Genomic DNA, 24,721 nt, shown 5'->3' on the forward strand with positions numbered 1-24,721 from the left:
TGCGCCGCCAAGCGCCCATCACAGACAAGGAATGCCGATGAAGCGATCCAGGAATTCCCAGGACGTTGTCGTCACCGGAATGGGATTCTGCTTGCCAGGCCATCCCGCACCCACCTTTACCGCCGACGATCTCTGGCAGGTCGCGTCACGCGGCGGGACCTTCCTGAGAGCCGCGCCGATGTACTACGGATCCGTGGATCTCACCCCAGAGATGTTCGCCGAACGATTCCCTGATGTCCCCGAGTTCTTCTCCAGGCACTACACGGCGGCCCACCGCTTCGGCTTGATCTCCCTCGCAGAAGCATGCGCGGACGCCGGATTGGAGCTCCGCTCAGCCGCACTCGCCGAGGCGGCCATCCTCGTGGGGCGCGGTGGCATTGATGCCAACATCGACAGCTACATGTCGGTGCTGGGCGCCGATCCGGCGGGCACCAGCCCGCAGGAGGCGATGGAGCTCTTCGTCGCGGCCGAGCAGGCCATGACGCCTTCCGACGTGTCGCTCGTCCAGGCGGCGCTGACTTGTTCCACCGGCCCCTGCTTCACGATCTCGTGCGGCTGTGCTTCTTCCGCCGTGCAACTCGGCCAGGCGCGACGACTCATCGCCCAAAACGAGGTGGAGGTCGCCGCCGTGACGGGCGTCGACGTCTTCAGCATCGACCTGATCGAAAACGTCCAACGGCTCCTGCGCGGTGCCCAGCGTACGTACGACGCTCTGCGCACCGACGGGATGCCGGAGCTCGTCCCGTCCTTCGAAGACCTGATGCGGCCGTACGACCGTCGCGCCCGCAGCATCAACCACGGTGCGGGCTCCGCCACGCTCATCCTGGAGAGCCGCGCGCACGCAGAGCAACGCGGCGCGTCTGTCTACGGCCAGATCCTCGCCACGGCCATGACCCGCGACGGGTTGGCGAATCCGCTGGCCTGTGACGATACCGGCGCCGAGCTGGTCAGAGCCGTCCGTGACTGCCTCGGGGAGACATGGAGCCTGTCGCAAGTCGGCTACGTGCACGGCGGCAGTGACGGCAACACTGTGGTGACCGCGTTCGAGTCCGCGGCGGTCAGGAAGCTGTACGGCGACTCCTCCGACCTGCTGATGACGTCTCAGGAAGGCATCTTCGGCCACAACGGCTCCGCGGCCGGCTGTCTGGGCGCCGCACTGACGCTGTTGATGATGGAACACGGCGAGGTGTGCCCGACGGCCAACTGCGAGCAGCCCGCCGACGGGCTCCCCTTCGACCCCGTGCCGGGCACGAAGACCCGCCCACTCGACTTCGACCACGCGCTCAGCTTCAACTACCAGGTCGGTGGCGTAAAACACGCCATGCTCCTGGGCAGCGCGGACGCAGTGTAGGGAGAGAGGTCAGTCATGGACGACAACCCACACACGCCTGCCCGTGCGCACGACGAGGCTGCAGGGCATGGGGCACGCGGGGAACTCCTCGACGCCGCGCGGAGGGGGCGTGGCGGAGAGATCGCCGTGCTCGGCGCAGGTTGCAGGCTGCCCGGCGACGCCGATTCTCCTGCCGCCCTCTGGCAGCTCCTGGCGGGCGGACGCGACGCCGTCGGCGAGCTGCCCTTGGACCGGGCGGAGCTGAGTGCTTGTACGGACGCTCAGCTCCGCCCTTGGGGCGGCTTCCTGCGCAACGTCTCGGGCTTCGACGCCGACTTCTTCGGCGTTTCCGGTCGTGAGGCCGAAGTTCTCGACCCGCAGCACCGGTTGCTGCTCGAGGTGGCATGGGAGGCTCTTGAGCACGCCGGATTCCGCCCCGAATCACTCAACGGCGTGCCCGTGGGCGTCTTCACCGGAATGAGCTACCACGACTACATGGACGGACTCACGGGCCACCCTCGCGAACTGGAAGGCTCCGTTCTGACCAATGGCCACTGTGTGGCCCCGGGCCGCATCTCCTACCTCCTTGGTCTGCGAGGGCCGTCGCTGTCATTGGACACGGCCTGTTCCTCCTCCCTCGTGGCGCTCCACCTGGCTGCCCAGTCCCTCAATGCAGACGAGTGCGAGATCGCTCTGGCCGGGGGCGTGTCCCTCATCCTTCAGCCCCGGATCACGCAGTCGTTCGCACGGATGGGCATGCTTTCGGCCACCGGCCACTGCCACGCCTTCGACGCCGCCGCCGACGGCTTCGTGCGAGGAGAGGGCTGCGGTGTGGTCGTACTCAAACGACTCGCAGATGCGGTGCGGGCGGGCGACAGGGTGCTGGCTGTGCTACGTGGCTCGGCGGTCAACCAGGACGGCGCCTCGGAAGGACTGGCCGCGCCCTCCCCCGATGCTCAGCGGGCCTTGTACATCCGTGCACTGTCCGCGGCGGGCGTCGACCCGCGCGACGTCGGTATGGTCGAGACACACGGCACCGGCACGCCGGTGGGCGACCCGGCGGAGTTCGCCAGTCTGGCCGCGGTGTACGGCGAGCGCCGGACCGATGGGGGCCGGTGCGCGCTGACGTCGGTGAAGACCAACCTCGGCCACCTGGAGCCGGCCGCCGGCATCACCGGGCTGATCAAGGCCATCGGCAGTCTCGGCCGGGGCCTGATCCCCCCCAACCTCCACTTCACCGCCTGGAACCCGGCGTGTCGACCCGAGGGCACGCGACTGTTCGTGCCCACCAGGCTTGTCGAATGGCCGGTCCGATCCGGGCCGCGGCTGGCTTCCGTCTCTTCCTTCGGATTCGCCGGGACCAACGCTCACGCGGTGCTTGAGCAGCCTCCCACCACGAGGTCACGCGGTGGCCGGGGCAGGCCGAGGCCGGCAGTGCCCACCCCCCCGCCCTCGCCCGCACCCGAGGTCTTCCTGGTCCCCGCCGGCTCGACCGCTGTGCTGCCGACCGCCGCGCTCCGCCTTGCCGAATGGCTGAGGGTCGGCGGTGCGGCCGTGCCGCTGCGGGACATCGCCCACACCCTTGCGATGCGGCGCAGCCCCGGCCGCGGCCGCCTGGGTATCGTGGCTGATTCACACGACCGGCTCGCGGAGTCGCTGCGGATGTACGCGGCCGGGCAGACGGAGCCACATGTGGTGACGGGCTCGGTCGGCTCCGGTATCTCCCGCCGGCCGGTGTGGGTCTTCTCCGGGCAGGGTTCCCAATGGGCGGGAATGGGCAGCGGACTGCTCGGCACCGTGCCCGACTTCGCATCGGCGCTGGCAGAAGTCGACGAACTCATCGGCGCCGAGGCCGGATTCTCCGTACTGGATGTGGTGCGCCAAGGCCAGCCGGTGAGCGGCTGCGGACGGGTGCAGCCGGTGCTCTTCGCCCTGCAGATCGCCCTCGCCGCTGCCTGGCGTAGCCACGGCGTGGAGCCGGCCGGAGTCATCGGGCACTCGATGGGTGAGGTGGCCGCCGCCGTGGTCGCCGGGGCGTTGTCGCTGCCGGACGGGGTACGGGTAATCTGCCGCCGCTCCGCGCTGCTGGAGCGCATCGCCGGTAACGGTGCCATGGCGACCGTCGAACTGGACGCGGAGACGGTCGAGGCGGAGATCGCCGAAGCCGACTCGGACCCCGCCGCCCCGACCGGGCAAGTCTCGATCGCGGTGCTCGGCGCGCCCGGGTCCACCGTCGTCGCCGGGGACACGGACCGCGTACACCGGATGGTGCAGGACTGGCAGGCGCGCTGCATTCCGGCGTCCACCATCGCGGTGGACGTGGCGTCCCACTCGCCGCAGGTGGAGCCACTGCTCGATGATCTCCGCGCCGCTCTCGACGGCCTGACACCCGGCTCACCGCGCGTGCCCTTCTACTCGACGGTGCATGACGACCCCAGACAGCAGCCGGCCTTCGACTCCGACTACTGGTGCGAAAACCTGCGCCGCCCGGTGCGGTTCGCGGCCGCTTTAGCTGCCGCAGCCGCCGACCGCCACTCGCTCTATGTAGAAATCTCGCCGCACCCCGTGGTGAGCCGGGCCCTCACCAGCAGCCTCACCGCACTGCCCGATCAGGCGACCGAGCCGGTGGTGCTGCCCACGCTGCTCCGAAAGGAAGACGAACTGACCACACTGCGCGTCCAGCTAGCGGCGCTGCACTGCGCCGGGGGCACCGTGGACTGGTCCGTCCTCTACGCGGACGCGCAACTCGCGGAAGTGCCCACCATCGCGTTCGACCGCACGCGCCACTTCACCCGGCCGGAGATCGCGCAACCTCGTCTGGAGGCAAGCCCGGCCGGCACGGATGGTGACACACTTCCCGGCAGGCGCACGGAGATTCCGGGAACACCGCGCCGCCTGTGCTGGCATGGGGACTCCGGCATCTCCCGCCTCCCCTGGCTGGCGGATCACCAGGTCTACGGCTCAGTGGCCCTCCCGGGCGCGGTCCACTGCGCCATCGCGCTGAGCTGCGCCTGCGAGGCGTTCAACGCCAGACCACACGAGGTGGAGATCACCGACCTGCGCTTCCTGGAGCTCCTCCGCCTCACCGAGCGAACCCCCGTCAGCACCACCGTGACAATGACAGATGCCGACCACGCCCGGTGTGAAATCTTCGCACAAGGCGAGAAGGACGCCTGGGTACTGCAGGCCACGGCTGTGCTGCGCCGCCGCGCACAAGTGCCGCCTCCCTCGCCCTCGTCGGCTGACTCCCCCGCCTCCCAGCATCCTCGGCACATCGACCCGCGCAACCTCTACGAGAGCCTGCGAGCCCGTGGACTCGCCCACGGACCGGCCTTCGCAGGTGTGACGGAGCTGCGGGGCGCCGAGGACGGCGAGAGCTACTGGGCACGGGTGGAGGTACCCCAGCAGGCCAGGCAGTCCGGGCACACGCCGCTACGGATTCATCCCGTGCTGATCGACTTGTGCGCTCAACTCGTCGCCACCCGGCTGATCGAGGAGACTGATTCGGGCACGCTGCTCCCGGTAGGGATGCGGCACCTGCGCATCCTGGGCGATCCAGCCACCGCTGTGTACTGCCACTCACACATCGTCGAGACGACCGATAATGCCCTCACCGGCAACGTGCGGCTCTTGGACCAGGCGGGCAAGCCCGTGCTGTCCATCGAGGGCCTGAAGTTCACACGACGCACGGCCACCGACCCCAAGGCGGTGGACGGCTGGTTCAGCGGCATCAAATGGCACGAGTCCCCGCGCCGTACACCGTCGCAGGAACTGTCGGCGCCCGGTACGACGCTGATCGTCTGCGAGAGAGGGCAGATTACCGAGAGTCCCCGTGCGCTAGCCCGCGCCATCGAGTCGGTGGGCGGGAAGGCAGAGGTCTGGGAACAGCCGCCCGCTCAGGAAGGACTGCAGGAGCTGGCGGCCTCACTTGTAGCGCGGCTAGGGACATCCAAGACACCCCGAGCGGTAGTGGTGCTGTGCCACAGGGAGGTGGGGCAGGACCCGGCTGCGGTGGGCCTGCGGCAAGTCAGGCTCCTGCTCGCCGTCGCACAGGCGATCACAGGAGTGGCGGCTGGACCCGTGCGTCTCTACGCCGTGACGCGCGGTGCTCGCCGGGTGCGCCCCGGCGATATCGCCGATCCGGCACAGGGAGCGCTTCGCGGCGTGGTACGGGTGCTGGCGCTGGAGCACCCCGAGTTGCAGGCCACTCTGGTCGATGCGGATGCAGGCTCTTACTCTGGCCGGGACACGGGCAATGGCGGCAATGGCTCCGACATGCGGGAACTGGCCCGTGAGCTGATGTCTGACCAGGCGTACGATGCCGAGAACCTCGAGGACGAGGTGGCGCTGCGCGGTGGGGTGCGGCACGTCGCCAGACTGGAGCGGACGCCACTGACGAAGCCCGAGCGAGCTCCCGTCGCCGCGCACCTGGCGCGCAGCGGCGAGGACGGGTTCCGGCTGCGTGTGGTCCGCCCCGGGGATCTGACGAGCCTGCAGCTAGCCGAGTCACCGCGGATCGCGCCCGGCGCCGGCGAAGTGGAGGTGCGCGTGACCGCCACCGGGCTGAACTTCCGCGACATTCTGATCGCCCTCGGCCTGCTCCCCGACGCCGGCACCGGGGCGACCGACTACCGCGACAGGATCGGTTTCGAGTGCGCCGGCGTCGTCACTGCCGTCGGCCCCGACGTCGAGCACTTCCGTGTCGGCGACGAAGTGCTCGCCGTGAATCTCGAGGGCGGCGCCTTCGCCTCGTTCGTCACGCTGCCGGCCAGAGCCGTCACCTCGATTCCTCCGGGGCTCGGAGCAGTCGACGCCGCCGGGCTGCCGATCGCCTATCTCACCGCCTGGTACGCGCTGCGCCACGTCGCGCGACTGGTCCCCGGGGAGCGTGTGCTGATCCACTCGGCGACCGGCGGTACAGGACTTGCGGCCATCGCAGTCGCCCGGCATCTGGGGGCAGAGGTGCTGACCACTGCGGGCAGTGAAGAGAAACGTGACCATCTGCGGGCCATGGGAATCACCAAGGTGATGGATTCCCGAACGCTGGACTTCCGGGACCAGACCGTTGAGGCGACCGGCGGCGAAGGCGTCGACGTCGTGCTGAACTCCCTCTCGGGAGCGGCCATCCGGGCCGGGCTGGAAACACTCCGACCCTTCGGGCGCTTCATCGAGCTGGGCGTGCGCGACATCCTCTCCGATGAGCCGCTCGGGCTCTCGCCGCTGAGGCACAACATCACCTTCCGCACGGTCGACCTGATCGAACTTCAGCGATCACAACCAGAGGTGTTCGTTACAGTGCTGCGGGAGGTGCTTGGCGAGTTCACGGCGGGCGGGCTCACTCCGTTGCCCTGCACGACCGTTCCGCTCACCGCCGCCTCTGAGGCGTTCCGGCTTATGGCGGGCGCGCGCCACCTGGGCAAGCTGGTGCTGACCGCGCCAGCACAAGACGAGACCGTCGCTGTGCTGCCTGCCGTGCCGGTGACCGCGCGGCGGGGGGGAGCCTATATCATCACCGGCGGCCTACGCGGCGTGGGACTGGCCACCGCGGGGTGGCTGGCCCAGCAGGGCGCCGGTCATCTCGTGCTGAACGGGCGTACAGCGCCCACCCCCCAGGCCACGGCAACACTGGACGACCTGGCCGTCCACGGCACCAAGATCACGGTCGTGCTGGGCGATATCGCCGAGGAGCACACCGCCGAGCGCCTGGTGGCCGCGGTCGGGGAACAGCCCTGGCCGCTGCGGGGCGTGGTGCACGGCGCAATGGTACTGGCGGACGCCGCCATCACCACACTGGACGAAGAACGGCTCCAGAAGGCATGGAAACCGAAGGCCGACGGCGCGTGGTACCTGCACAGGGCCACCGCCCCTTACCGGCTCGACTGGTTCGTCGTCCACTCCTCCATGGCGTCGCTGCTGGGGAATCCCGGCCAGGCCGGGTACGCGGCAGCGAACGCGTGGCTGGATGCCTTCGCGACCTGGCGAAATGCTCTCGGGCTGCCCACGCTGGCGGTCAACTGGGGCCCATGGGGTGAAATCGGGGTAGCTACCGATTTCGCCAGACGCGGATACCAGACCATCCCTACGGAGAAGGGATTTCGGGCGCTGCAGGAACTGCTGGAGCACGGGAGCGCCCAGGCCGGGGTCATCCCCGGAGACCCTGGGACATGGATTCCAAGAGCCGCCTGGAACAGGGATTTCTTCAGTCTCGTCAGGCCGGGCGACGACGCCGGTTCGAGCGAAAACGCAGGGAGCCCGGGGGAACTGGTGGAGCGGCTGCGCTCCATGCCTGCGGGCCCCGCCCAGCTACAGGCCTTGGAGGCGTTTTTGGCCGAGCACATCCACGCGGTGCTGCGGCTCGGCACCACGAGGATCGATCCGCAGACCCCGCTGCGCAGCCTGGGCTTCGACTCGCTGCTGGCCACCGAGGTGCGGGCGCGCATCGAACCAGTCCTTGGCGTGCGACTGGCAGGCGACTTCGTGTGGCGGCACCATACCCTCGCGGCACTCGCCGAAGGGCTGTCCGAACGCCTGGGACTGATGCCCTGCTGAGGGTGCCGCGACCTGACGGGCTCCGGGGCGTGATCGAGCCGTTCCCGGGGCCCCGTCGTCCAGAGCGGGACACTCCTCGCCGCATCCTTCTGCAGAGTCCCCCTGAAGTCGTCGCATGCACCGCGCCGGAACCTCAGAGCCTCCACGACGGGCTGTTCACGCCCGCCGGCCATCGGAAATTCACTGGCACAGAACCTACTCGGTCTCTCCCCCCCCCACCGGTCCTCGACCTGGTGGGCGCGCTCGCCCCCGCGTCCGCCGTCGGGCTCATGGGCGTCTCCGGGTGCTCATCTCGCGCACCTCCCCGCAGCCCCCGCCGTCACGGCAACTCGCGCCAACGGCCGAACTGGACGCCACAACCCAGAGCTCGACCCGCCGGATACATCTGGCGGGGGAGACGTACGACTCCGTCGGCTACACCGTCCAGCAAATCGTCGACTGATCAGGCGTCACCCACCCTCACCTTCCACCGCCGCCCGACAACGCTCTGCCGCAGCGAGCCCCGCTGGTGTGCCAGCCCTGAGAGTCGCTGAGCGCTACTTCGCGGCCGGTGTCTGTTCCAGGAGTCCGGGGGCGGCAGCGTGCCAGCGGCCCACGGCCGTCTCTCCGGCCCCTGCCTCCCCTCCTGGTCCCCTGCTCAACGTGATACCGCTGCTGGCCACCTGATCCTCGAACGCACGCCGCGCTTCGCTGTCTCTGCTTCGATTCAGGCGTTGGCGGAAATCACTCAGGTACTCCATGCCGAGGTGAGAGCGCAACCCGCCGAGTAACTCCATCGCGCGCAAGGCATGGTGGCACCCTTCGGCCACTTCGCCGGCCTCGGCTCGTGCGGTGGCGAGCAACAGCAGATCGATGGCGCGACGGCGCACGTCTCGCCGGGGTAAGCCATCAAGCGCAGCCTGCGCCCAGCGCGCCGACTCCGCCGGATGGCCCAGGTCGCGGTAGCAGTGAGCCAGCCCGTCGGCCAGGTGCGCCGCGGTGAAGCCGGTAAGCCAGGCGGGCTCGCTGTCCGAGGACGCCTCGTTCAATGTCTCGATAGCAAGGTCCGCGCTCTTCTCGCAGGAGAGTGCGTCGCCGACCAGAGCGTGCCCGCGTGCCTCCGTCAGGTGAAACAGCGCTTCCAAGGCCGGGGTCGAGTGGCTACGGGTACCGCCACGGGCAGCGAGGGCGAGTGACACCACTTCTCGCGGGTGGCCAAGAAGCGGCGCGATGTTGGCCATACCGTCGGCCAGCACGAATCCACCGAGCGCGCGGTCGCCGGCCGCCTGAGCTAGGCGTAGCGCTTGGATGTAGTAACGCTGCGCCAGGCTGGGATGGCCGATGTCCACTGTCATGAGGGCGGTGTGCTTGGTGAGTTGCGCAACACCGGCGAAGAGCCTGCGGCCGATCGCCTCCGTGTAAGTGCCGGTGAGCAGCCCGGAGACGAACGCGTTGAGATAGTGCACGGCAAGGGAGCGAGTGTGGCCGCCGCCGAAGCTGCGGTCAAGGCTTGACAGCGCCAGAGTCGTCTCCCGTACCGCCTCCACGTCAGCAATGTGCACCTGCGAGCCGCCCTCACGGGAGACCTCGGCGTCGCATGCTGTGATGAGCCAGTCGCGGCTGGGACCGATCAGGGTAGAGACTGCCACCGTGGGCCCGAAGACCACTCCGCGGGGATCGGCATCGCAGGACCAGAGCTCGCACGCCATCTGGGTGGCAGCGGCCAGATCTGACACGAATGTCAGACCGACATTGCTGGCCAGATTCTTTCCGTACGCCATGCCGATTTCGTCCAGCGATACGGTACGGTCAAGTTTCTCGCTAAGCACTTCGCTAATGATCACGGCCGTGCGGACCCGAGGACGCTGACCACGTACCCACCGGCTCACAGAAGTCTTGTCGTGACGCAGGTTGAGACCGCGCTGGCTGCCCCGAATGTTGACTCGGCGAGCGAGTCCGGCATTCGAGATCCCCGCCTCATGCAGCAGAGCCTCAAGTCTCTGATTCGGCTGGCGAGAAATAAGCTTACGGGCAGCCATCTTCATCCTTTCAAAGAACCCCTGAGTGTAACGAGCTTGCCGACACACGACGAGGAAATTTGACCAAGCAGCCGAATCCCAGACTTCCCGCAGTCATTCTCATGCATCAGGTTTCACCAGGCAACCGCGCAGGGATGTGAACCGGGATCGAGGAGGCATGTACCGGCGCGCAAGTAGCATTTGAGAAAGAAACGTTCCATCGCGCACCGCGTCCACCTTCTAATTAGTTATTCCTTTCAAATGCGATGCCGGCAGGAAGTGGTGCTGCAGGTGTGAAGAAAGTCGACGCGTTGGCAAGCGCCCAAGAGTCGCCGGCTCGGCACCATCGGCACAGCCCTCTCGGTAATCTCAGCAGGGAGGATGAACGTGCAGGCCAGGGCGCCCTGTGCACGGCATCAGCCGTGACCTGGACCTCGGCTGGTATACGGCCGCCAGTTCGTCTACCTCCGCATCCCCATCCTCGGGAAGGGGGGAATCGAACCAGCAGTGCCACAAAATCAGCAAGTTGGCTTGCCATCAGGTCAGAGTGCCGGCACCACCGCAAGCCGCGCGCCCAACTACACCCCAATCGCCACCAGCAGCCGAGCCGACCACCGTGTCGGGGCTGCCGAAGGACCAATGGGATCGGCGTGCTCAGAGGTGCCCCGGCCGACCGGGTTGAACGGTCGAACGGTTCGGTCGCGGCACCCCGGGTCCGCGGTGTCCCGCCAAGGCCGAGTTGCCGAGAGTCGCCACTACTCCAGGCGTTGGCGGTGGCTTTCAGCAACTCACAAGTTTACTGTGATTGTCCCATCAACCTGACGAGCCCTCCGATCGGCGCTCCGGGACGGCTGCGGGCGCCGCTCAGCCCTGTGAGCTGGGCGAGCAACGCCCAGTTGCCAGGAATGTTCAGTGCACCACGACGTCGTTGTCCATGTTGCCGACGACAAAGCTGATCATGCTGCAGCAGGCGACGGGGCAGAAGCGGAACGGCGGATTTCCGCTGGTCAGGTGCACCTTTCTGAGGTGCCTGGTTGACGTGCCGTCAGGTGTGGGTAGTTCGTGACCTCGGGTGCGGTAGTGGCAGCGGCGGGCGGTGGCTTGCTGGCGGCGGCGCCATATGGACCAGTTCAGTGCGTGGCCGGCGCGCCGGAGACGGGGCTGGGCAGGGCCAGTTGCCAGGAGTCGCCGGATTTCTGCCACGGTGAGCGGTGCAAGGGCGCCGGAACCGTTTCTGCTGCCCTCTTGTACCGGCTTGGGCAGCGATGGCGGCGAGGAAAGCGTGGGCGAGCATGGCCAGGGTGATGTGCCGGTACCAGCCTGGCCGGCGGACTTCGCACTGGTCCAGGCCACACTCGTTCCTGGCGGCCTGGAAGGTTTCCTCGATCGCCCAGCGGGTTCCGGCGATGCGCACCAGTTCGGCGATGCTGGTGCCGGTGGGTGCGTAGGCGAGGTAGTAGGCGATCTCGTCGGGGCGGGCCAGGCTACGGCGGGCCAGGACCCACCGGTGGGGGGAAGGCTCCTCGCCGTCGAAGTCGTCACTGGTGGGCAGGCGAGCTGCGGCCCGGTCGTAGACGCGCGGACCCTTCGCGCCGTCGCCGCAAGAATGGCGTTCCCACACCTCGTCGGGGGTCCGGGCGACGACGAAGTCGATCAGGCCCACGGCGTGGACGTGCTGGGACTTCGACACGGCCAGGACGTAGCCGACGCCGGCTTCCTCCAGCATCCGCCGGAAGCGCCACTCCTGGCCGTAGGCGGAATCCGCGGTCACCCAGGCGATCGGCAGCGGCGAGGCCAGCGCCCGCGCCACCATGGGGTTGGCCAGCTCGCCCTTGGTGGCGAACACCAGCTGCCGGGGGATCTTCGCCGTAACGCAGCGGTCAGGGTCGCTGGTCCAGGACTTCGGCAGGTACAGCTCCCGGTCCACCAGCGCCCGCCCCTTCGGGGAGGCATACGCGGCGAAGACGCTCATCTGGCAGCTCTCGGTGTGTCCCGCGGTGCCGGAGTACCGCCGCTGCACCCCGGCCGACGTCACGCCCTTCTTGAGGAACCCCGTGTCGTCCACGATCAGCACACCGCCGGACTCACCGAGCTTCTCGGCGACGTATTCCTGCAGGTCATCGCGTATCTCATCGGGATCCCAGCAGGCCCGGCCCAGCAGGTGCTGCAACCCGGCCGGAGTGCTGTGGCCGGCATACTCAGCCAGCTGCCATCCGTTCTTCCGGCCCACCGGTCCCAGCAGTCCGCGCACATAGGCCCGCATGCGCAACCGCAGATCCACCCGCCCGAACCGATGACCGATCCGCACCAGCAGTTCATCCAGCTCCGCCGACCAGACATCGGGCCCCACAAAACATTGCACGACAAGTGCAACGACCTACCGCACCAGAGGTCACGAACTCACACCTGGCGACACGTCAACCAAGTACCCCCAGAAGGGGGCACCTGACCAGCGGCAATAGCGGACTGCAAGAGGGGTTTTAGGCGGCTCACGCAAGGATTGTAAGAACGTGGCCCAGGACGCCTCACCCCCTGGTCCCGGACGGGAGGATGAGTGAGACACCCCCTGCCGGTGCCAGCTCGTACTCGCCCGCGCTGAGGGACTGCGGGCGAGATGGAGCGCCACGAGGGAGGAGGAGCAGGCTGTGCCCCACGCAGCGACGTCCCGCGGAGACCGAGAAGGTAGGAGACCGGCTCACGGCGGCGTCGGGCCGTTGGTCAGGACGGAGCCTTCGAACTCGACAAAGCTGCGAGGTCCCGCAGGCCCCCGAGGGCGGAGCTGGGCGGTCTCCCCCACTCGAGTGCCCAGCTCCGCCCGGCCTGGTGGCGGCTCTCCAACGGCGTCGCGCCCGTCCGTCAGCAGCCGCCAGAGTGCAGCGGAGGAACAGTCCCCCGGAGGGAGGACATCGGGAGCCCCGACCGGCCGGGGGGCAGGGGGTCGGCCGGGGCCGCTTGTGAGTGGGCCTCACACGCCGACGGAGGCGTCGGCGTGCCGGGCCCTCGAGATGGTGCCCATGGTCCTGCCGTCGGTCGATCCCTCCTTGCGTGAGATGGGACCGGTCGTCTCCTTTGCTCAAGGTTCAAGTTCGCGTTTTCCGGATTCCCGGATCGGGATGTTTACGGGGCGTGCGCGCGGTGCCGCCGGGGTCGAGATGGACTGATAGGAATGAGCCACACCAGCCTACGCCTGACGCTTGCACCGACTGACGGGCAATTGGCACTTCCAGTCACCATTACTCCGGAGCTGATGGTGACCCACCGATTGGACAGTTCCAGTACTCCATACGGGTCCCCAGACCGCAATAGGTGACGTGCGAACTCACCCGTAAAGCGAAGCGTGTGACCCGAGAATGTACCACCGGAGCGATCCTGACACTCCGGGGCATGTTCTCGTCACAGCGGCCCCTCGCACCAAACCCAACTCATGCTGCCGTAAACGCATCTTTGCCACCACAACGCGCCTGTTCATGTGCATTCAATCAGGGGACAGTCTGATCGTGCTGAATGTGAGTGCCGGTTCCCGGAAGGAAAGCCGGAGTCTCACATTTGGTACTCAACCGTGATCTCGCACGAGCAGGAGTTGATGAGGAATGAAGAGCATGCGAACGGTACGGCGTTCCGCGCGGTGCCTGGCCGTCGGTGCCGTCGCCGCACTGGCGCTGACTGCCACCGCCGCCGGCACGGCGGTCGCCGCCCAGCCGGCCGAGAGGGCTCAGCAGGTGCCGACATACGACTGCCAGGAAGCGGTCACGGCTGCCGGCCTCGTCTCGGCCTTCGACTGCGACGCGTCGGCCGGCGCCCCGACGTTGGGCACGATCAACGGCCCCTTCACCATCAATACACCCTCCCACAGTTGGACCTGCGACAACGGGCTGGCGGTCGTGCCGGTGACGGTGGTGGGATTCGGCTGTGAGTGACCCGGCCCAGGTCCGCTGACCGATGCCGAAGCGGGGGCGGCCGCGCACTGCGGCCGCCCCCGCGGTGTGAGCCTCCCCACTGCCCCTTGGGCGGCCTCAGAACCGGATCGGGGCATTCAGTGCAACAACGACTCGTACCACTCCTCAACTCGGCGGGCCACCCTCGGCCAGTCCAGCATCTCGGCCGCCTGCCTGCCCAGCGTGCCCATCTGCTCCCGCGTGGAGGGTTCGTCAAGCACCTTGGCCACGGCTGCCGTCAGCCCCGCTGCCGAGCCCGACGCGAAGACGCGGTATGCCGCCGGGTTGGTGACGACCGGGTCGAGGGTGGCGTGGGAGGAGACGATGACCGGCGTGCCGAGGGCGAGTGCCTCCAACGCGGCGGTCGGCACGCCCTCTCCCTTCCCGGCAAGCCTGCGAGAGGCGAGCACGAAGATCTGCGCCCGCCCGACGAGGTTGTAGACCTCTTCCTGCGTCAGCGCGCCGGCCAGCTTCACCCCGGGTCCCGCCGCCGCCAGCCGCGCGAGCCGGTCGCGTTCGGGGCCGTCGCCCGCGATCACGAGCCGAAGTCCGGCGCGGTCGCGGCTCAGCTGTCGGAACGCCGCGATCAGAAGGGCGTGATCCTTCATCGGATTGAGGGCACCGACGCTGACGATCAGGCCGGGCTCCCTGGCCGGCGCGGGGACGGGCGGCGGCATGCGGGAGAGATCGAGTCCGCTGGACATCACGAGGATGCGCCGTGTCTCCACGCCCCGCTCCATCAGGTCGGCCGCGGTTGCCCCGCCCAGCGCCACGAACCCGGCCGCGTACCCGAACGCGTGCCGGGCCAGCCGGCGGTGGCGTTCGCTGAGTGTCGCGTGGACGGTGACGAACAGGGGAACGCCCAGACGCCGGCACGCCGGTCCCAGCACGAGGAGTTCGACGTGATCACCGTGCAGGTGCACCAGGTCCGGGCCGCGCGAACCGCCCGCCACGGCTCGCAGGGCCAGGGCCGCCTCCGCCGCAGTGGCCAGCCTGTCGGACACCGTGCCCAGCACGCGGGACGTGGAAGACGGCCGCAGCTGTATCCGAGCCGCGCCGTCCGGAACGCATGCCCCGTGCCGGAACGCCAGAGACACCTGGTGCCCGGCGGCGATCTGCTCACGCGTCAGGCGTTCGACGTGACGTTCCATTCCACCGGGCTCGGGAGGGATCCGGTAGCTCACCCGCGTGATCCTCATACCGCCGCACTATCGCCGGTGACACGGGACGACATGCCAGCTCTATCCGGATTTTCACTCGAAAGCCTTGTTTAGATGGTAAATTGCTATCATGGACATATCTTTTGGGCATGCTCCCTGCGGTACTTGCGAAGGGACGTTTGATGTGCGGAATCGCAGGGGCGGTCTCGGCCGAGGGCGCCGATCCGCTTCTCAGCGGCCGGATGTTCCGGGTCATCGATCACCGCGGCCCGGACGGGGAGGGCTTCCACGACGAGCCGCATGCCAGCCTGGGCATGCGCCGCCTTGCTGTCATCGACATCGCCACCGGTGACCAGCCTGTCTACAACGAAGCCGGCAGCGTCGTGGCGGTCTTCAACGGCGAGGTGCACAACTTCGCCGAGCTGCGGGCGGAACTCGAAGGCAGAGGCCACCGGTTCACCACCCGCACCGACTCCGAGTGCCTGGTCCACCTCTACGAGCGGTACAGCGAGAACCTGGTGCGCCACCTGCGTGGCATGTTCGCCTTCGCCGTCTGGGACAGCCGCCGGTGCCGCCTCGTGCTCGGCCGTGACCGGTTCGGCAAGAAGCCGCAGTACTACGGCACCAACGGCAAGGGCCTGCAGTTCGCCTCCGAGCTCAAGTCGCTCACCCAGGCCGCCGAGATGCCCCCCCGGCCGGACCTGGTGGCCCTCCGCCACTACCTGACCTTCGGGTACATTCCCGCCCCCTGGTCGATCTACCAGGGCGTCAGCAAGCTACCCCCCGGCCACGTACTGATCTGGCCGGACGGCACCGCGGTGCTGCGCCGCTGTTGGCGGCTGGACTTCACTCCCCGGCCCACGACGGGCGAGCACGAGGAAGCCGACCGGCTGCGCGCGTTGCTGCTGGAGGCCACCCGCACGCGCATGGTCAGCGATCGCCCGCTCGGCGCCTTCCTGTCCGGCGGCATCGGCTCGTCCGCCGTGGTGGCGGCGATGGCGATACTGTCGCCCGGCCGCGTAATGACCTTCAGCGTCGGGTTCGCCGAGCCATCCTTCGACGAGCGCGGCTACGCCCGCGCGCTGGCCCGCCATGACAACACCGACCACCACGAAGTGGTCCTCACCCCTTCGGTGGGCGAGTTCCTGCCCTCGCTCGCCTGGCACTTCGATGAGCCGTTCGCCGACTCCTCGGCTCTGCCCACCTTCTGCCTGGCGCGCATGAGCGGCAAGCACGTCACCATGGTGCTCACCGGAGACGGCGGCGACGAGATGTTCGGCGGGTACCGCCGCTACGCGCTGATGCGCCGGGCTGGCCGGCTGGCCCTCCCGCGTCCGGCGGGGACCTGCCGGGGCCGTCTCGGCGACCGCCTGGCGGCACACAGCAGGCCCCGGTCCCGGCCGCGCGACGTGCCCCGGGTGCTCCAGCTGCTGGCCCACCCCGTCAACCGCCGCTACAGGCGCATCGTGTCCTGCTTCACCGCCGAGCAGAAGAGGGCGCTGTATACCGACGCCCTACGCGGGCAGATCGCCGTGGACAGCGAAGGGCTGCTCGCAGAGGCGTGGCGTTCCTGCACGGCAACGGGCACCGTTGGACAGCTGATGGAGGTGGACCTCGCCACCATGGCCCATGCGCTGGAGGCCCGTTCACCGCTGCTCGACCACCACCTGGCGGAGTGGGCGGCGGCACTCCCCGACGAGTTGCGGGTGCGCGGCGGCCAGACCAAGTACCTGCTGCGCAAAGCGGTGGAGCCGTGGCTGCCCGCCCGCTTCCTGCACCGGCCCAAGGTCGGCTTCGGGGTGCCGCTGGCCGACTGGCTCCGCGGTGAGCTGCGGGACTTCGCCCACGACCTGCTCACGGACGCGGCATCGGTTGCCAGGGGCCTGTTCCGCCCTCAGGCGGTGGGCGCACTGCTACGCGAGCATCAGGCGGACCACGACCACGCCGACCGCATCTGGGCACTCACCCAGATGGAACGGTGGCATCGCCACTTCGGCGCGGACCAGGCCCTCCCGTCCAACAGACCGCTGTGTCAGGGGTGAGCCGGAATGGTGCGGGTCTGCGAGGTCATCAAGACGCTCGACGTGGGCGGCGCGGAGGTGCTGCTGACCGAGCGGCTCAGCCTCGCCCCCAAGGACGACCTGTCGTACACGGTGGTGTGCCTGCGCGCCCGCACCCGCGGGCTGACCGACAAGCTGCGTAACGCGGGCGTGCCGGTGGTCGCCCTGTCCTCAGCGCGAGGTTCCGCCCCCTACCTGCGTCTGGCGTCGACGGTGCGACGGCTGCGGCCGCACGTGGTCAACATCCACTCACCTCTGCCGGCCGGCCTGCTGCGGCCCTGCCTCCGGCTGCTGCCGCACCGGCCCCGGCTGGTGTCGACAATGCACAGCGTCCACCTGCGGCGGCCCACCGCCGTCCTCAACCGGCTGACGATCGGTCTGGACGACATTACGGTGGCCGTCTCCCCGCTCGTGGAAGGCGCCCCCACCACCCGCGGCGCCCGGCACCTCGTCAGCAGAGTGCACGGCGTCAACCTCGCCGAGCAGCGGCGCTGGGCGCAACGGGCGGCCGCCACCCGTGCGGAATTCGGCGTGCCGGACGGGGCGTTCGCCGTAGTCTGCATCGCCAACTTCACCTGGATCAAGAACCACACGCTGCTGGTGAGAGCCGCCGACCGGGTGGTCCGCCAGCGACCCGACACCCTGTTCCTCCTGGCCGGCGAGGGCGAACTGCGGACCGCGGTCGCCCACGACATCGCGCGGCGCGGACTGGGCGAGCGGGTCCGCATCCTCGGCCACGTGGCGAACGCCAGACGGCTCGCGGCCTGTGCCGACCTGGTGGTCCTCAGCTCACACCACGAGGCTCTGCCCGTGGTGATCATGGAGGCGCTCGCCGCGGGCGTGCCGGCGGTGTGCACCGCCGTGGGCGGCGTGCCCGACCTGGTGCGCCACGGGCACAACGGCATCCTCACCGAGCCGGAGTCGGCCGAGGCCCTGGCCGCCGGGATTCTCGAGGCGATGAGCCCGGACACCCACCGCAGGCTGCGGGCGGGGGCCCGCGAGGACGCCGCCGTGGTCGACATGGCCTCGACCGCCGTGTGGTTCGAGGGGCTCTACAGGGAGTTGGCCGCGGGCCGCCCACGCGCTTCCCGACCCTTACAGCCAGGAAACGGAGCCGACAGATGCCCACCACCGTCCAGGGCATGATCGAGATGATCTGGAACCACCCCGCCAACCGCGGGCGCCGGGTCCGCGCCCTGGCCGCCATGACCGGATGGCAGGCGTACAAGCGGCTCATCGGGCGGCCGTTCGACCTGAGCGTGTACGGCGGCATGCCGTTCCGTGCGTACCGGGACAGCTCGCAGGTGGGCCGGTTCCTCTACTTCGGCGGGCTGCCGGACTACGAGGAGATGACCTTCATGTCGCGCTTCCTCCGCCCGGGCGACGGCTTCATCGACGGTGGCGCCAACGAGGGCATGTTCACTCTGCTGGCGGCAAAGCTCGTGGGCCCCACCGGGGCGGTGCATGCCTTCGAGGCGGTGCCGGCCTACCTGGACCGCCTCCGGGACAACGTCCGGGCGAGCAGGCTGGACTGGGTCACCGTCCACGGCGTGGCGATCGGCGCGGAGCCGGGCCGGGTGCCGTTCGTACTGAACGGCGTCGGCTCCCGCATGCGGAGCGAGGCCGACGAGGCCACTGGGCCGGAGGTGAGTGTCCGGCGCCTCGACGACGTGCTGCCCGAGCGGCCGTTCGCCATGGGAAAGCTCGACGTGGAGGGCGCCGAGCACCAGGCCCTCATCGGCGCCACCCGGCTGATGACGCGTGGGCAGCCAGCGGTGTGGATGGTGGAGCTCGTGGACCGGTACCTCGGCCGCTACGGATCCTCCCGCGCGCGGCTCCTTAGATGGCTCGACGACCAGGGCTACGACCTGGCGCTCTACGACCCGCACCGCAACGAGCTGACGCCGGCAGCACGCGCGCCTGCTCAAGGACCCGACGTGCTGGCCGTCTCGCGGCGCCACATGGCCTGGGTGCGGAATCGACTCCAGATGGGGGCAAAGGCGATGAAAGGAACATAGTAATGAGTACGACAAGCCCCGCGCGTCGCATCGAACGCGCGGTCGTCACCGGTGCCGCCGGCTTCATCGGATCCCACTTGGTGGATACCCTCCTGCGGCGAGGGGTCACCGTCCTCGGCATCGACCGGCGCACCCCCCAGAACAACGATGCGGCGGCGCAGAACCTCCGCGACGCGCTCAGTGAGCCCGCCTTCCGGCTAGCCTCGGGCGACCTGGTCACCGACGAGCCGAAGCGGTGGCTGGAGGGCGCGGACGCCGTCTTCCACCTGGCCGGCCTTCCCGGTGTTCGGCCGTCGTGGGGAGACGCCTTCCGCGAGTACCTTGCCTGCAACGTGCTGGCCACGCAGCGGCTGATGGAATCCGCCCAGTCCCTCCGCGTGCCCCGCCTGGTCCTCGCTTCCTCCTCCAGCGTCTACGGCGAGACGGTCGGTACCGGCCCGCTGCGCGAGGACGGCGTCACGGCCCCGAGATCGCCGTACGGCGTCACCAAGCTTGCCGCGGAGCGGCTCGCGCTCGCGTACGCGCTGGCGCCGGGGAGCCCGACCAGCGTGGTCGCGCTCCGCTACTTCACCGTCTACGGTCCCCGGCAACGGCCGGACATGGCCATCGGGCGCATGCTCAGCGCGGTGGTCACAGGGCAGCCGCTGGTGCTGTACGGGGACGGGCGACAGCGCCGGGACTTCACCTTCGTCACCGACGCCGTCGAGGCGACCATCGCGGCCGCCGTCGCGCCCGCCACCGCTGAGGCGGTCAATGTCGGCGGCGGAGACAGTGTGACGGTGCGCCAGGTTCTGCGGCACGTCGCCGACGTCACCGGAAAGGAGGTTCCTGTGACGGCCGACGAGGAGCAGGCGGGTGACGTGCGCACCACGGCCGCCGACCTCTCCAAGGCCCGCACGCTCCTCGCCTACCGGCCCTCGGTAGCCCTGCGAGAGGGCGTCGAACGCCAGTGGGCCTGGTTGTCATCCCGGACCGGGTAGGGAGTCAGGACCATGCCTCGACGTCGGGGCACACTACGGCGAGGCGCTGGACATCGCGCTGGATCCCGGTGAGGTTCGAGCGGATCTACTCCTTCGAGCCGTCGCGGACCTGCCATCGAATCCTGCGGGGCCTCCGCGACTCCCGGGTCCGCATCGTGCCGGCAGGGCTGTCCGCCAGGGCGGGCGAGGCGACCCTGTTCGGCACCGTCCTGGTCGGGGCGAGCGTGTACGCCGACAAGGGACAGCACACCCGGCAGTTGGAGGGCGGAGGCCATCGCTCCGATGCGCGCCACGGACTGGCTGCGCGCGAACACCTCGCCGGACGACGAGGTCTACCTCAGGCTCAACTGCGAGGGCAGCGGGGCGACGTGCTCGACGCCCTGCCGGACGGCGGAGCCATCGACCGCACCTGCAGCGTCTACGTCGACTTCGACGTGCGGAAGGTGCCCAGCCAGGTCCACCACCAGGCGTTCATCGAGCGGCGCCTGCACGAGCGGGCCACATCCTTCGTCACGCCGGGCACGCTGGCGCTTCCCGCCGGCGGCGCGGCCGTGCGGGCATGACTCGTCCCGGTGCGTCCGGTCGAGCGCGCCACGCCGGGCCGCTGGCGGGACCGCCTCGGCCTCCACCGGCCTCCCTACCTCTGTGCCAGCCGCGCCGAGCGGCGTCTTCCCGAAGCCGGTCTACGCCCTGGCCGCGCCCGTCTGGGTGCCCGGTCTCGGCCGGGCCCCGCCGCTGACCCAGCCGGCACGCACGGTGTCCGGCCCTCACAGCAGGTCGTGGAGCATCGCGGCGACGCGCTGAGGGGAGAACTCGCACTCCGCTCGGGCCCGCAGCCGCCGTCCCAGTGCCCGCCGCTCCGCCGGGGCGGCGGACACCACGGCGCACACGTGGCCCACGAGCACGTCGAGGTCGCCGACCGGCGCCACGTACGGGTAGCCGGCGCCGACGACGTCGGCGGATCCGCCCGCGTCCGTCGTCACCACGGGGGTGGCGGAGGCCATGGCCTCCAGCAGCACACGCGGAAATCCTTCCTCGTAGCTGGGCATGACCACGCAGTCGGCCGCCGCGTACAACTCGGGCAGGTCCCGATTGGGCACCGCGCCCAGCAGCGACATCCGCCCTCCCAGCGCGGGGTCGGCGGCCTGCCGCACCAGCCGGGCACGCTCGGGCCCGTCCCCGGCCACGACGAGGCGGACACGGACCCCGGATGCGGATTCGGCCGCCGACGCGTCCACCTGGTCCTCGACGGCCGAGCTGACGGCCGCGAGCAGCGGGGCCAGGAGCCGAACGCCCTTCCGGTACGACAGCCGGTGGACGAAGAGCAGGACGAACTCGGCCTCGCCCCACCCCAGCCGGGCGCGGGCCCTCGCCCGTTCCCCCTCGTCCAGCGGCGCGAACCGCTTCGCGTCCACGTCGTTGTACAGCAGCCTCATCCGGTGACGCGGTACCCCCCAGAGCCCGGCCATGAGCGGGACCATCGTCTCCGGACCGGTCACCAGGCAGTGCACCAGCCGTGCCGTCACCCGGTTGACGACGTCGTGGGCCCGGTCTCCGAGAGTCTTGCGCTGCTCCGGCTCTCGTACGTCGGGCAGGCCGCTTCGCCACAGCAGGATGCGGTGGCGGTAGAGCGGGCGGGTGAGAATGAGGATGATCACGAACAGGGTGGAGTAGCGCAGGAAGTACGTGCGATAGCCCGCGCGGGCGCAGCGGTGGATCGTGAGAGCCGTGCCCAGCGCCCGGCCGAGCCGGCCCCGGCCGGGGACGGGCAGCAGCAGGCGTACCCCGGGCAGCCGGGCGGGGGGTGTACCCCGTTCGACGACTGCCGCGACGTCGATCCGCTCGCCGAGCGCAGCGAGCAGTGCCGGGATGTGCGCGAAGTGCTCGGACTCGGTCTCGGACAGGTGAGGCACGACGTAGACCAGCCGAGGACGCGCCTCCTGCGGAGCCCTGGCCATCCGTTCCATCGGCCTAGCCCACCGGCTGCGGGTTCTCGGCACGCGGCTGCGGCGCCTCGGCCAGGCGCACCGCACCGCTGATCTTCCTGGAGTCGAAGAGGAACGCGGGGCGTTGGCCCTTGGCTGCGCAGAAGTCGATGAATGCCCTGCTGCAGTTCACGTCGTCGCTCGCGAGCACCCCGCCCGGGGCCATCCGGTGCCATGCCTCGCCATATTCGAACAACTGCGGCAGGTACATGTGGTCGCTGTCGTGGAAGAACAGGTCGATCTTCCCGATGCGTGCCAGCGCCAGTCTCAGTGAGGTCTCGGGTGACGCAGCGCTGAGGATCTTCAGCCGCCACCGGGGGTGGTGGGCCACCAGGCGGCCGGCGGTGGCGTTGACGTCGAAGCTGTGCAGCACGCCTGCCCCGTTGCGTTCCAGCGCGGCGAGCAGCAGCCAGGAGGAGCGGCCGTCGGCGACCCCGGTCTCCACGACGCATCCCGGCCGAAGCAGCCTGCCGAGACCGTAGAGCGCGGCGCTGGTTCCGGCCTCGACGCCGTGGGTCCTCGGGTAGTACAACTCCGTTTCGGCGTAGCGGGCAGCCAGGTTCCCGGCGACCTCCCGGTATTCACCGAGCACCTCGGCGACCTGGCTCGGCTGCCATCCCAGGCTTGCAAGGAACTCGGCCGCCGACATGGCCAGCTGGCCGCCGGAGCGGGTGAAGTCCGCGATGCCCGGCGGGGTGCACCGGCGGATGCCTGCCCCCAGCGCGCGCATCGCCAGATGCCCGCTCAGCACCGAGGCGACCGGCCTCACGCCCGCCTGCCTGACCCATCGGCGGAGCGTCTCCGCCCGCCTCACAGTGTTATGGCTCATGCTCTGGTGTTTCCCTCCGTGTCAGTCTGAAGTGGACGGCGCAGCGGCCACGGAACGGAAGAGAGTGGCCAGCATGGCGATGTTGGTCTCGAAGCCGTACGTCGCGAGGGCGCGGCGACGTACCGCCTCCAGCTGCCCGGCGCTGTGCGGAGATCCGAGGACGCGGCGCACGCCCGCTGCGATGTCCTCCGGCTCGGGGTCGACCAGGGTCACGCTCTCCCAGCCCTCGGTGGCCGCCGGGATGCCGCCGACCGAGGTGGCGATGACGGGAACGCCGGAGGCCGCGGCCTCCATCAGCGTGCGCGGCATCCCCTCGTCCCGCGAGGAGATGACGAAGAGGTCCGTACCGGCCATCTCCTCGCGCACCTCCGCCACGTCCCGCGCGCCGAGGAACGTCACATGGCCGCCGAGCCCCAGGTGGTGGGCCTGCTGCGCGAGGATGCCTCGGAGCGGCCCGTCCCCCACGATGCGCAGCCGCAGGCCGGGCAGTGTCGCGACGAGCTCGGCGACAGCGGCGAGCAATAGGTCGTAGCCCTTGGACGGGTGAAGCCGGCCCACCGCCAACAGCCGGGGAGCGGAGGGATCTGCCAGCGGCGGCCGGGCGCGCGGCAGGGGTTGCTCCCAGTCGGGAAGCAGCCGGGAGGGGATCAGGACGGAAGAGATGCCGCGTCGCCGCAGCGCCTCGGCGATCGACCGGGCGACGACGCGGCGGGCTGTGCTGCGCTGGGCGAACACCACGACGGCCCGGCGCAGCACCGCCCGACGCCGGCGTCCCAACGAAGCGACGGGCAGCCCGAGGTAGTCGCCGTGCACGTCCATCAGCCAGGGACGCCTGACGCGGCGCGAGACCAGCCACGCGGCGAGCCACCCCCACGGCTCCGCGCCGTTGAGCACGACGACCTCTCCCCGGCGGGCGGCGGCGCGCGCGAGCCGCGTGCCGGTCATGACCGCCCCGGCCACCCATGCCAGCGAGCGCACGCCGGGCCGGCGCGGCCGCCTGACGACGTGCAGCGATCCGAGCCGCAAATCCAGCGACGGCCCCGCCCAGACGCAGTGCGCCCGGCCGAGCTGCTTGCCCAGCGCCTCCCAGGTGCTGAAGTCCTTGGAGACGGTGACGTTCGGCTGCCGGGCGGCGGAGAACGTCACGACGGTGAGCCTGCGCGGAGCATGCTGGGCGGTCATCAGGGGCTGAGCCTGTAGTGGGACAGCAGCGGGGGCAGTTCGGGCGGTTCCAGCCGCGCCCAGGCGTCGACCGCCGAGAGGCGGGGGACGAACGATGCGTCGCCCTGGTCGTACGCGGGGTGATCGAAGTCGAAGAACTTCAAGGAGATGCCCTGCTCAGCGAAGGCCGCCGGGTCCAGGTACTCCCGTCCGCCGGGACCCGAGAGGTACTCGTCGGCGCCCACCTCCCGGCATAAGTTGACCAGCCGCTCGCTTCGGGTCCCGGGCACCCGGAGCGCGGAGGCGCGCACGCGGGGCACGGTGACGCCGAACTGGCCGAGCAGCCAGCCGGCGAGGCCGAGGTTGAGATCGGCTAGGCGGCCGCCGACGGGTGTCGCGTCCAGCAACTCCAGGACAGGGCCGATGCGCTTCGCCCCCGGGGTGTCGGCGAGCGCCTGCGTCAGCCGTCCCCGGTAGCGCCGCCGCCAGTGCGGCACCTCGTAGATCCGCACCTCGTGGATGGGGGTGCCGAGGGGTGCGGACACGGGAACGGTCAGCCAGGTGGGACGCCCGTTCAGCAGGACCAGGTTGCGGTTCTGGACGTAGTTCTTCCGGTACGGAACCGAGTCGAGCACGATCCACAGATCACAGGCGGCCACCTTGGCGAGGAGGCCGAGCCATGGCAGGTGCTCGGGCTGGTGGATGGTGACCCTCACA

General features: G+C 69.7%; 14 protein-coding genes and 1 pseudogene. 8 read left to right on the forward strand and 7 right to left on the reverse strand.

Annotation, left to right across the window (positions count from 1 at the left end):
* Nucleotides 1-37 precede the first annotated feature (37 nt).
* On the forward strand, nucleotides 38-1,351 hold the full coding sequence (locus O7599_RS05335; RefSeq protein WP_281620926.1) for a beta-ketoacyl synthase N-terminal-like domain-containing protein: 1,314 nt from the start codon (nucleotides 38-40) through the stop codon (nucleotides 1,349-1,351).
* 15 nt (nucleotides 1,352-1,366) lie between these two features.
* Nucleotides 1,367-7,879 carry a type I polyketide synthase gene (locus O7599_RS05340; RefSeq protein ID WP_281620927.1) on the forward strand — a complete coding sequence of 2,171 codons (6,513 nt, stop codon included), beginning with the start codon at nucleotides 1,367-1,369 and terminating at the stop codon, nucleotides 7,877-7,879.
* Between the two features lie 536 nt (nucleotides 7,880-8,415).
* On the opposite strand, the gene O7599_RS05345 is transcribed toward O7599_RS05340, so the two are convergent.
* Entirely contained in the window at nucleotides 8,416-9,897 is a 1,482-nt protein-coding gene (locus O7599_RS05345) for a transcriptional regulator (protein ID WP_281620928.1), read from the reverse strand.
* Nucleotides 9,898-11,146: 1,249 nt separating this feature from the next.
* Nucleotides 11,147-12,226, reverse strand: a pseudogene (locus O7599_RS05350) (IS701 family transposase); the annotation flags it as partial.
* Nucleotides 12,227-13,466: 1,240 nt separating this feature from the next.
* Between O7599_RS05350 and O7599_RS05355 the strand changes: the two are divergent.
* Nucleotides 13,467-13,793: a hypothetical protein gene (locus tag O7599_RS05355; RefSeq protein WP_281620929.1), complete on the forward strand. Its 327-nt coding sequence runs from the start codon at nucleotides 13,467-13,469 to the stop codon at nucleotides 13,791-13,793.
* A 116-nt stretch (nucleotides 13,794-13,909) separates the two neighbouring features.
* Here O7599_RS05355 and O7599_RS05360 read toward each other — a convergent pair whose 3' ends face one another.
* Nucleotides 13,910-14,995, reverse strand: a complete 1,086-nt coding sequence (locus tag O7599_RS05360) for a glycosyltransferase family 4 protein (protein WP_281620930.1) — start codon at nucleotides 14,993-14,995, stop codon at nucleotides 13,910-13,912.
* Nucleotides 14,996-15,153: 158 nt separating this feature from the next.
* Here O7599_RS05360 and asnB point away from each other — a divergent pair, with 158 nt between their 5' ends.
* The 5 genes from asnB (at nucleotide 15,154) to O7599_RS05385 (ending at nucleotide 20,592) form a co-directional block, all read left to right on the forward strand.
* Nucleotides 15,154-17,013: an asparagine synthase (glutamine-hydrolyzing) gene (asnB, locus tag O7599_RS05365; RefSeq protein WP_281620931.1), complete on the forward strand. Its 1,860-nt coding sequence runs from the start codon at nucleotides 15,154-15,156 to the stop codon at nucleotides 17,011-17,013.
* A gap of 6 nt (nucleotides 17,014-17,019) precedes the next feature.
* Complete coding sequence (locus O7599_RS05370; RefSeq protein WP_281620932.1) at nucleotides 17,020-18,177, forward strand: glycosyltransferase; 1,158 nt, start codon at nucleotides 17,020-17,022, stop codon at nucleotides 18,175-18,177.
* Nucleotides 18,153-19,049 (forward strand): FkbM family methyltransferase, encoded by an 897-nt coding sequence (locus O7599_RS05375; protein ID WP_281620933.1) that lies wholly within the window; start codon nucleotides 18,153-18,155, stop codon nucleotides 19,047-19,049. The genes O7599_RS05370 and O7599_RS05375 overlap by 25 nt, the downstream gene beginning before the upstream one ends.
* Nucleotides 19,050-19,051: 2 nt before the next feature.
* Nucleotides 19,052-20,029: an NAD-dependent epimerase/dehydratase family protein gene (locus O7599_RS05380; RefSeq protein WP_281620934.1), complete on the forward strand. Its 978-nt coding sequence runs from the start codon at nucleotides 19,052-19,054 to the stop codon at nucleotides 20,027-20,029.
* Between the two features lie 68 nt (nucleotides 20,030-20,097).
* A complete protein-coding gene (locus tag O7599_RS05385) occupies nucleotides 20,098-20,592 on the forward strand; it encodes a hypothetical protein (protein WP_281620935.1) in 495 nt (164 codons plus the stop codon).
* 204 nt (nucleotides 20,593-20,796) lie between these two features.
* Here the strand turns inward: O7599_RS05385 and O7599_RS05390 are convergent, their stop codons facing one another.
* The 4 genes from O7599_RS05390 to O7599_RS05405 are packed head-to-tail and all read right to left on the reverse strand — an operon-like array spanning nucleotide 20,797 to nucleotide 24,720.
* The gene (locus tag O7599_RS05390) at nucleotides 20,797-21,996 is read right to left on the reverse strand and encodes a glycosyltransferase family 4 protein (protein ID WP_281620936.1); all 1,200 of its coding nucleotides are present in this window, start codon (nucleotides 21,994-21,996) and stop codon (nucleotides 20,797-20,799) included.
* Between the two features lie 4 nt (nucleotides 21,997-22,000).
* Nucleotides 22,001-22,843, reverse strand: a complete 843-nt coding sequence (locus O7599_RS05395) for a class I SAM-dependent methyltransferase (RefSeq protein WP_281620937.1) — start codon at nucleotides 22,841-22,843, stop codon at nucleotides 22,001-22,003.
* A 21-nt stretch (nucleotides 22,844-22,864) separates the two neighbouring features.
* Complete coding sequence (locus tag O7599_RS05400) at nucleotides 22,865-24,025, reverse strand: glycosyltransferase (RefSeq protein ID WP_281620938.1); 1,161 nt, start codon at nucleotides 24,023-24,025, stop codon at nucleotides 22,865-22,867.
* The gene (locus O7599_RS05405; protein WP_281620939.1) at nucleotides 24,025-24,720 is read right to left on the reverse strand and encodes a WbqC family protein; all 696 of its coding nucleotides are present in this window, start codon (nucleotides 24,718-24,720) and stop codon (nucleotides 24,025-24,027) included. The genes O7599_RS05400 and O7599_RS05405 overlap by 1 nt, the downstream gene beginning before the upstream one ends.
* Nucleotide 24,721: the final 1 nt, after the last annotated feature.

This window comes from Streptomyces sp. WMMC500 (assembly GCF_027497195.1).
Lineage (GTDB): Bacteria > Actinomycetota > Actinomycetes > Streptomycetales > Streptomycetaceae > Streptomyces.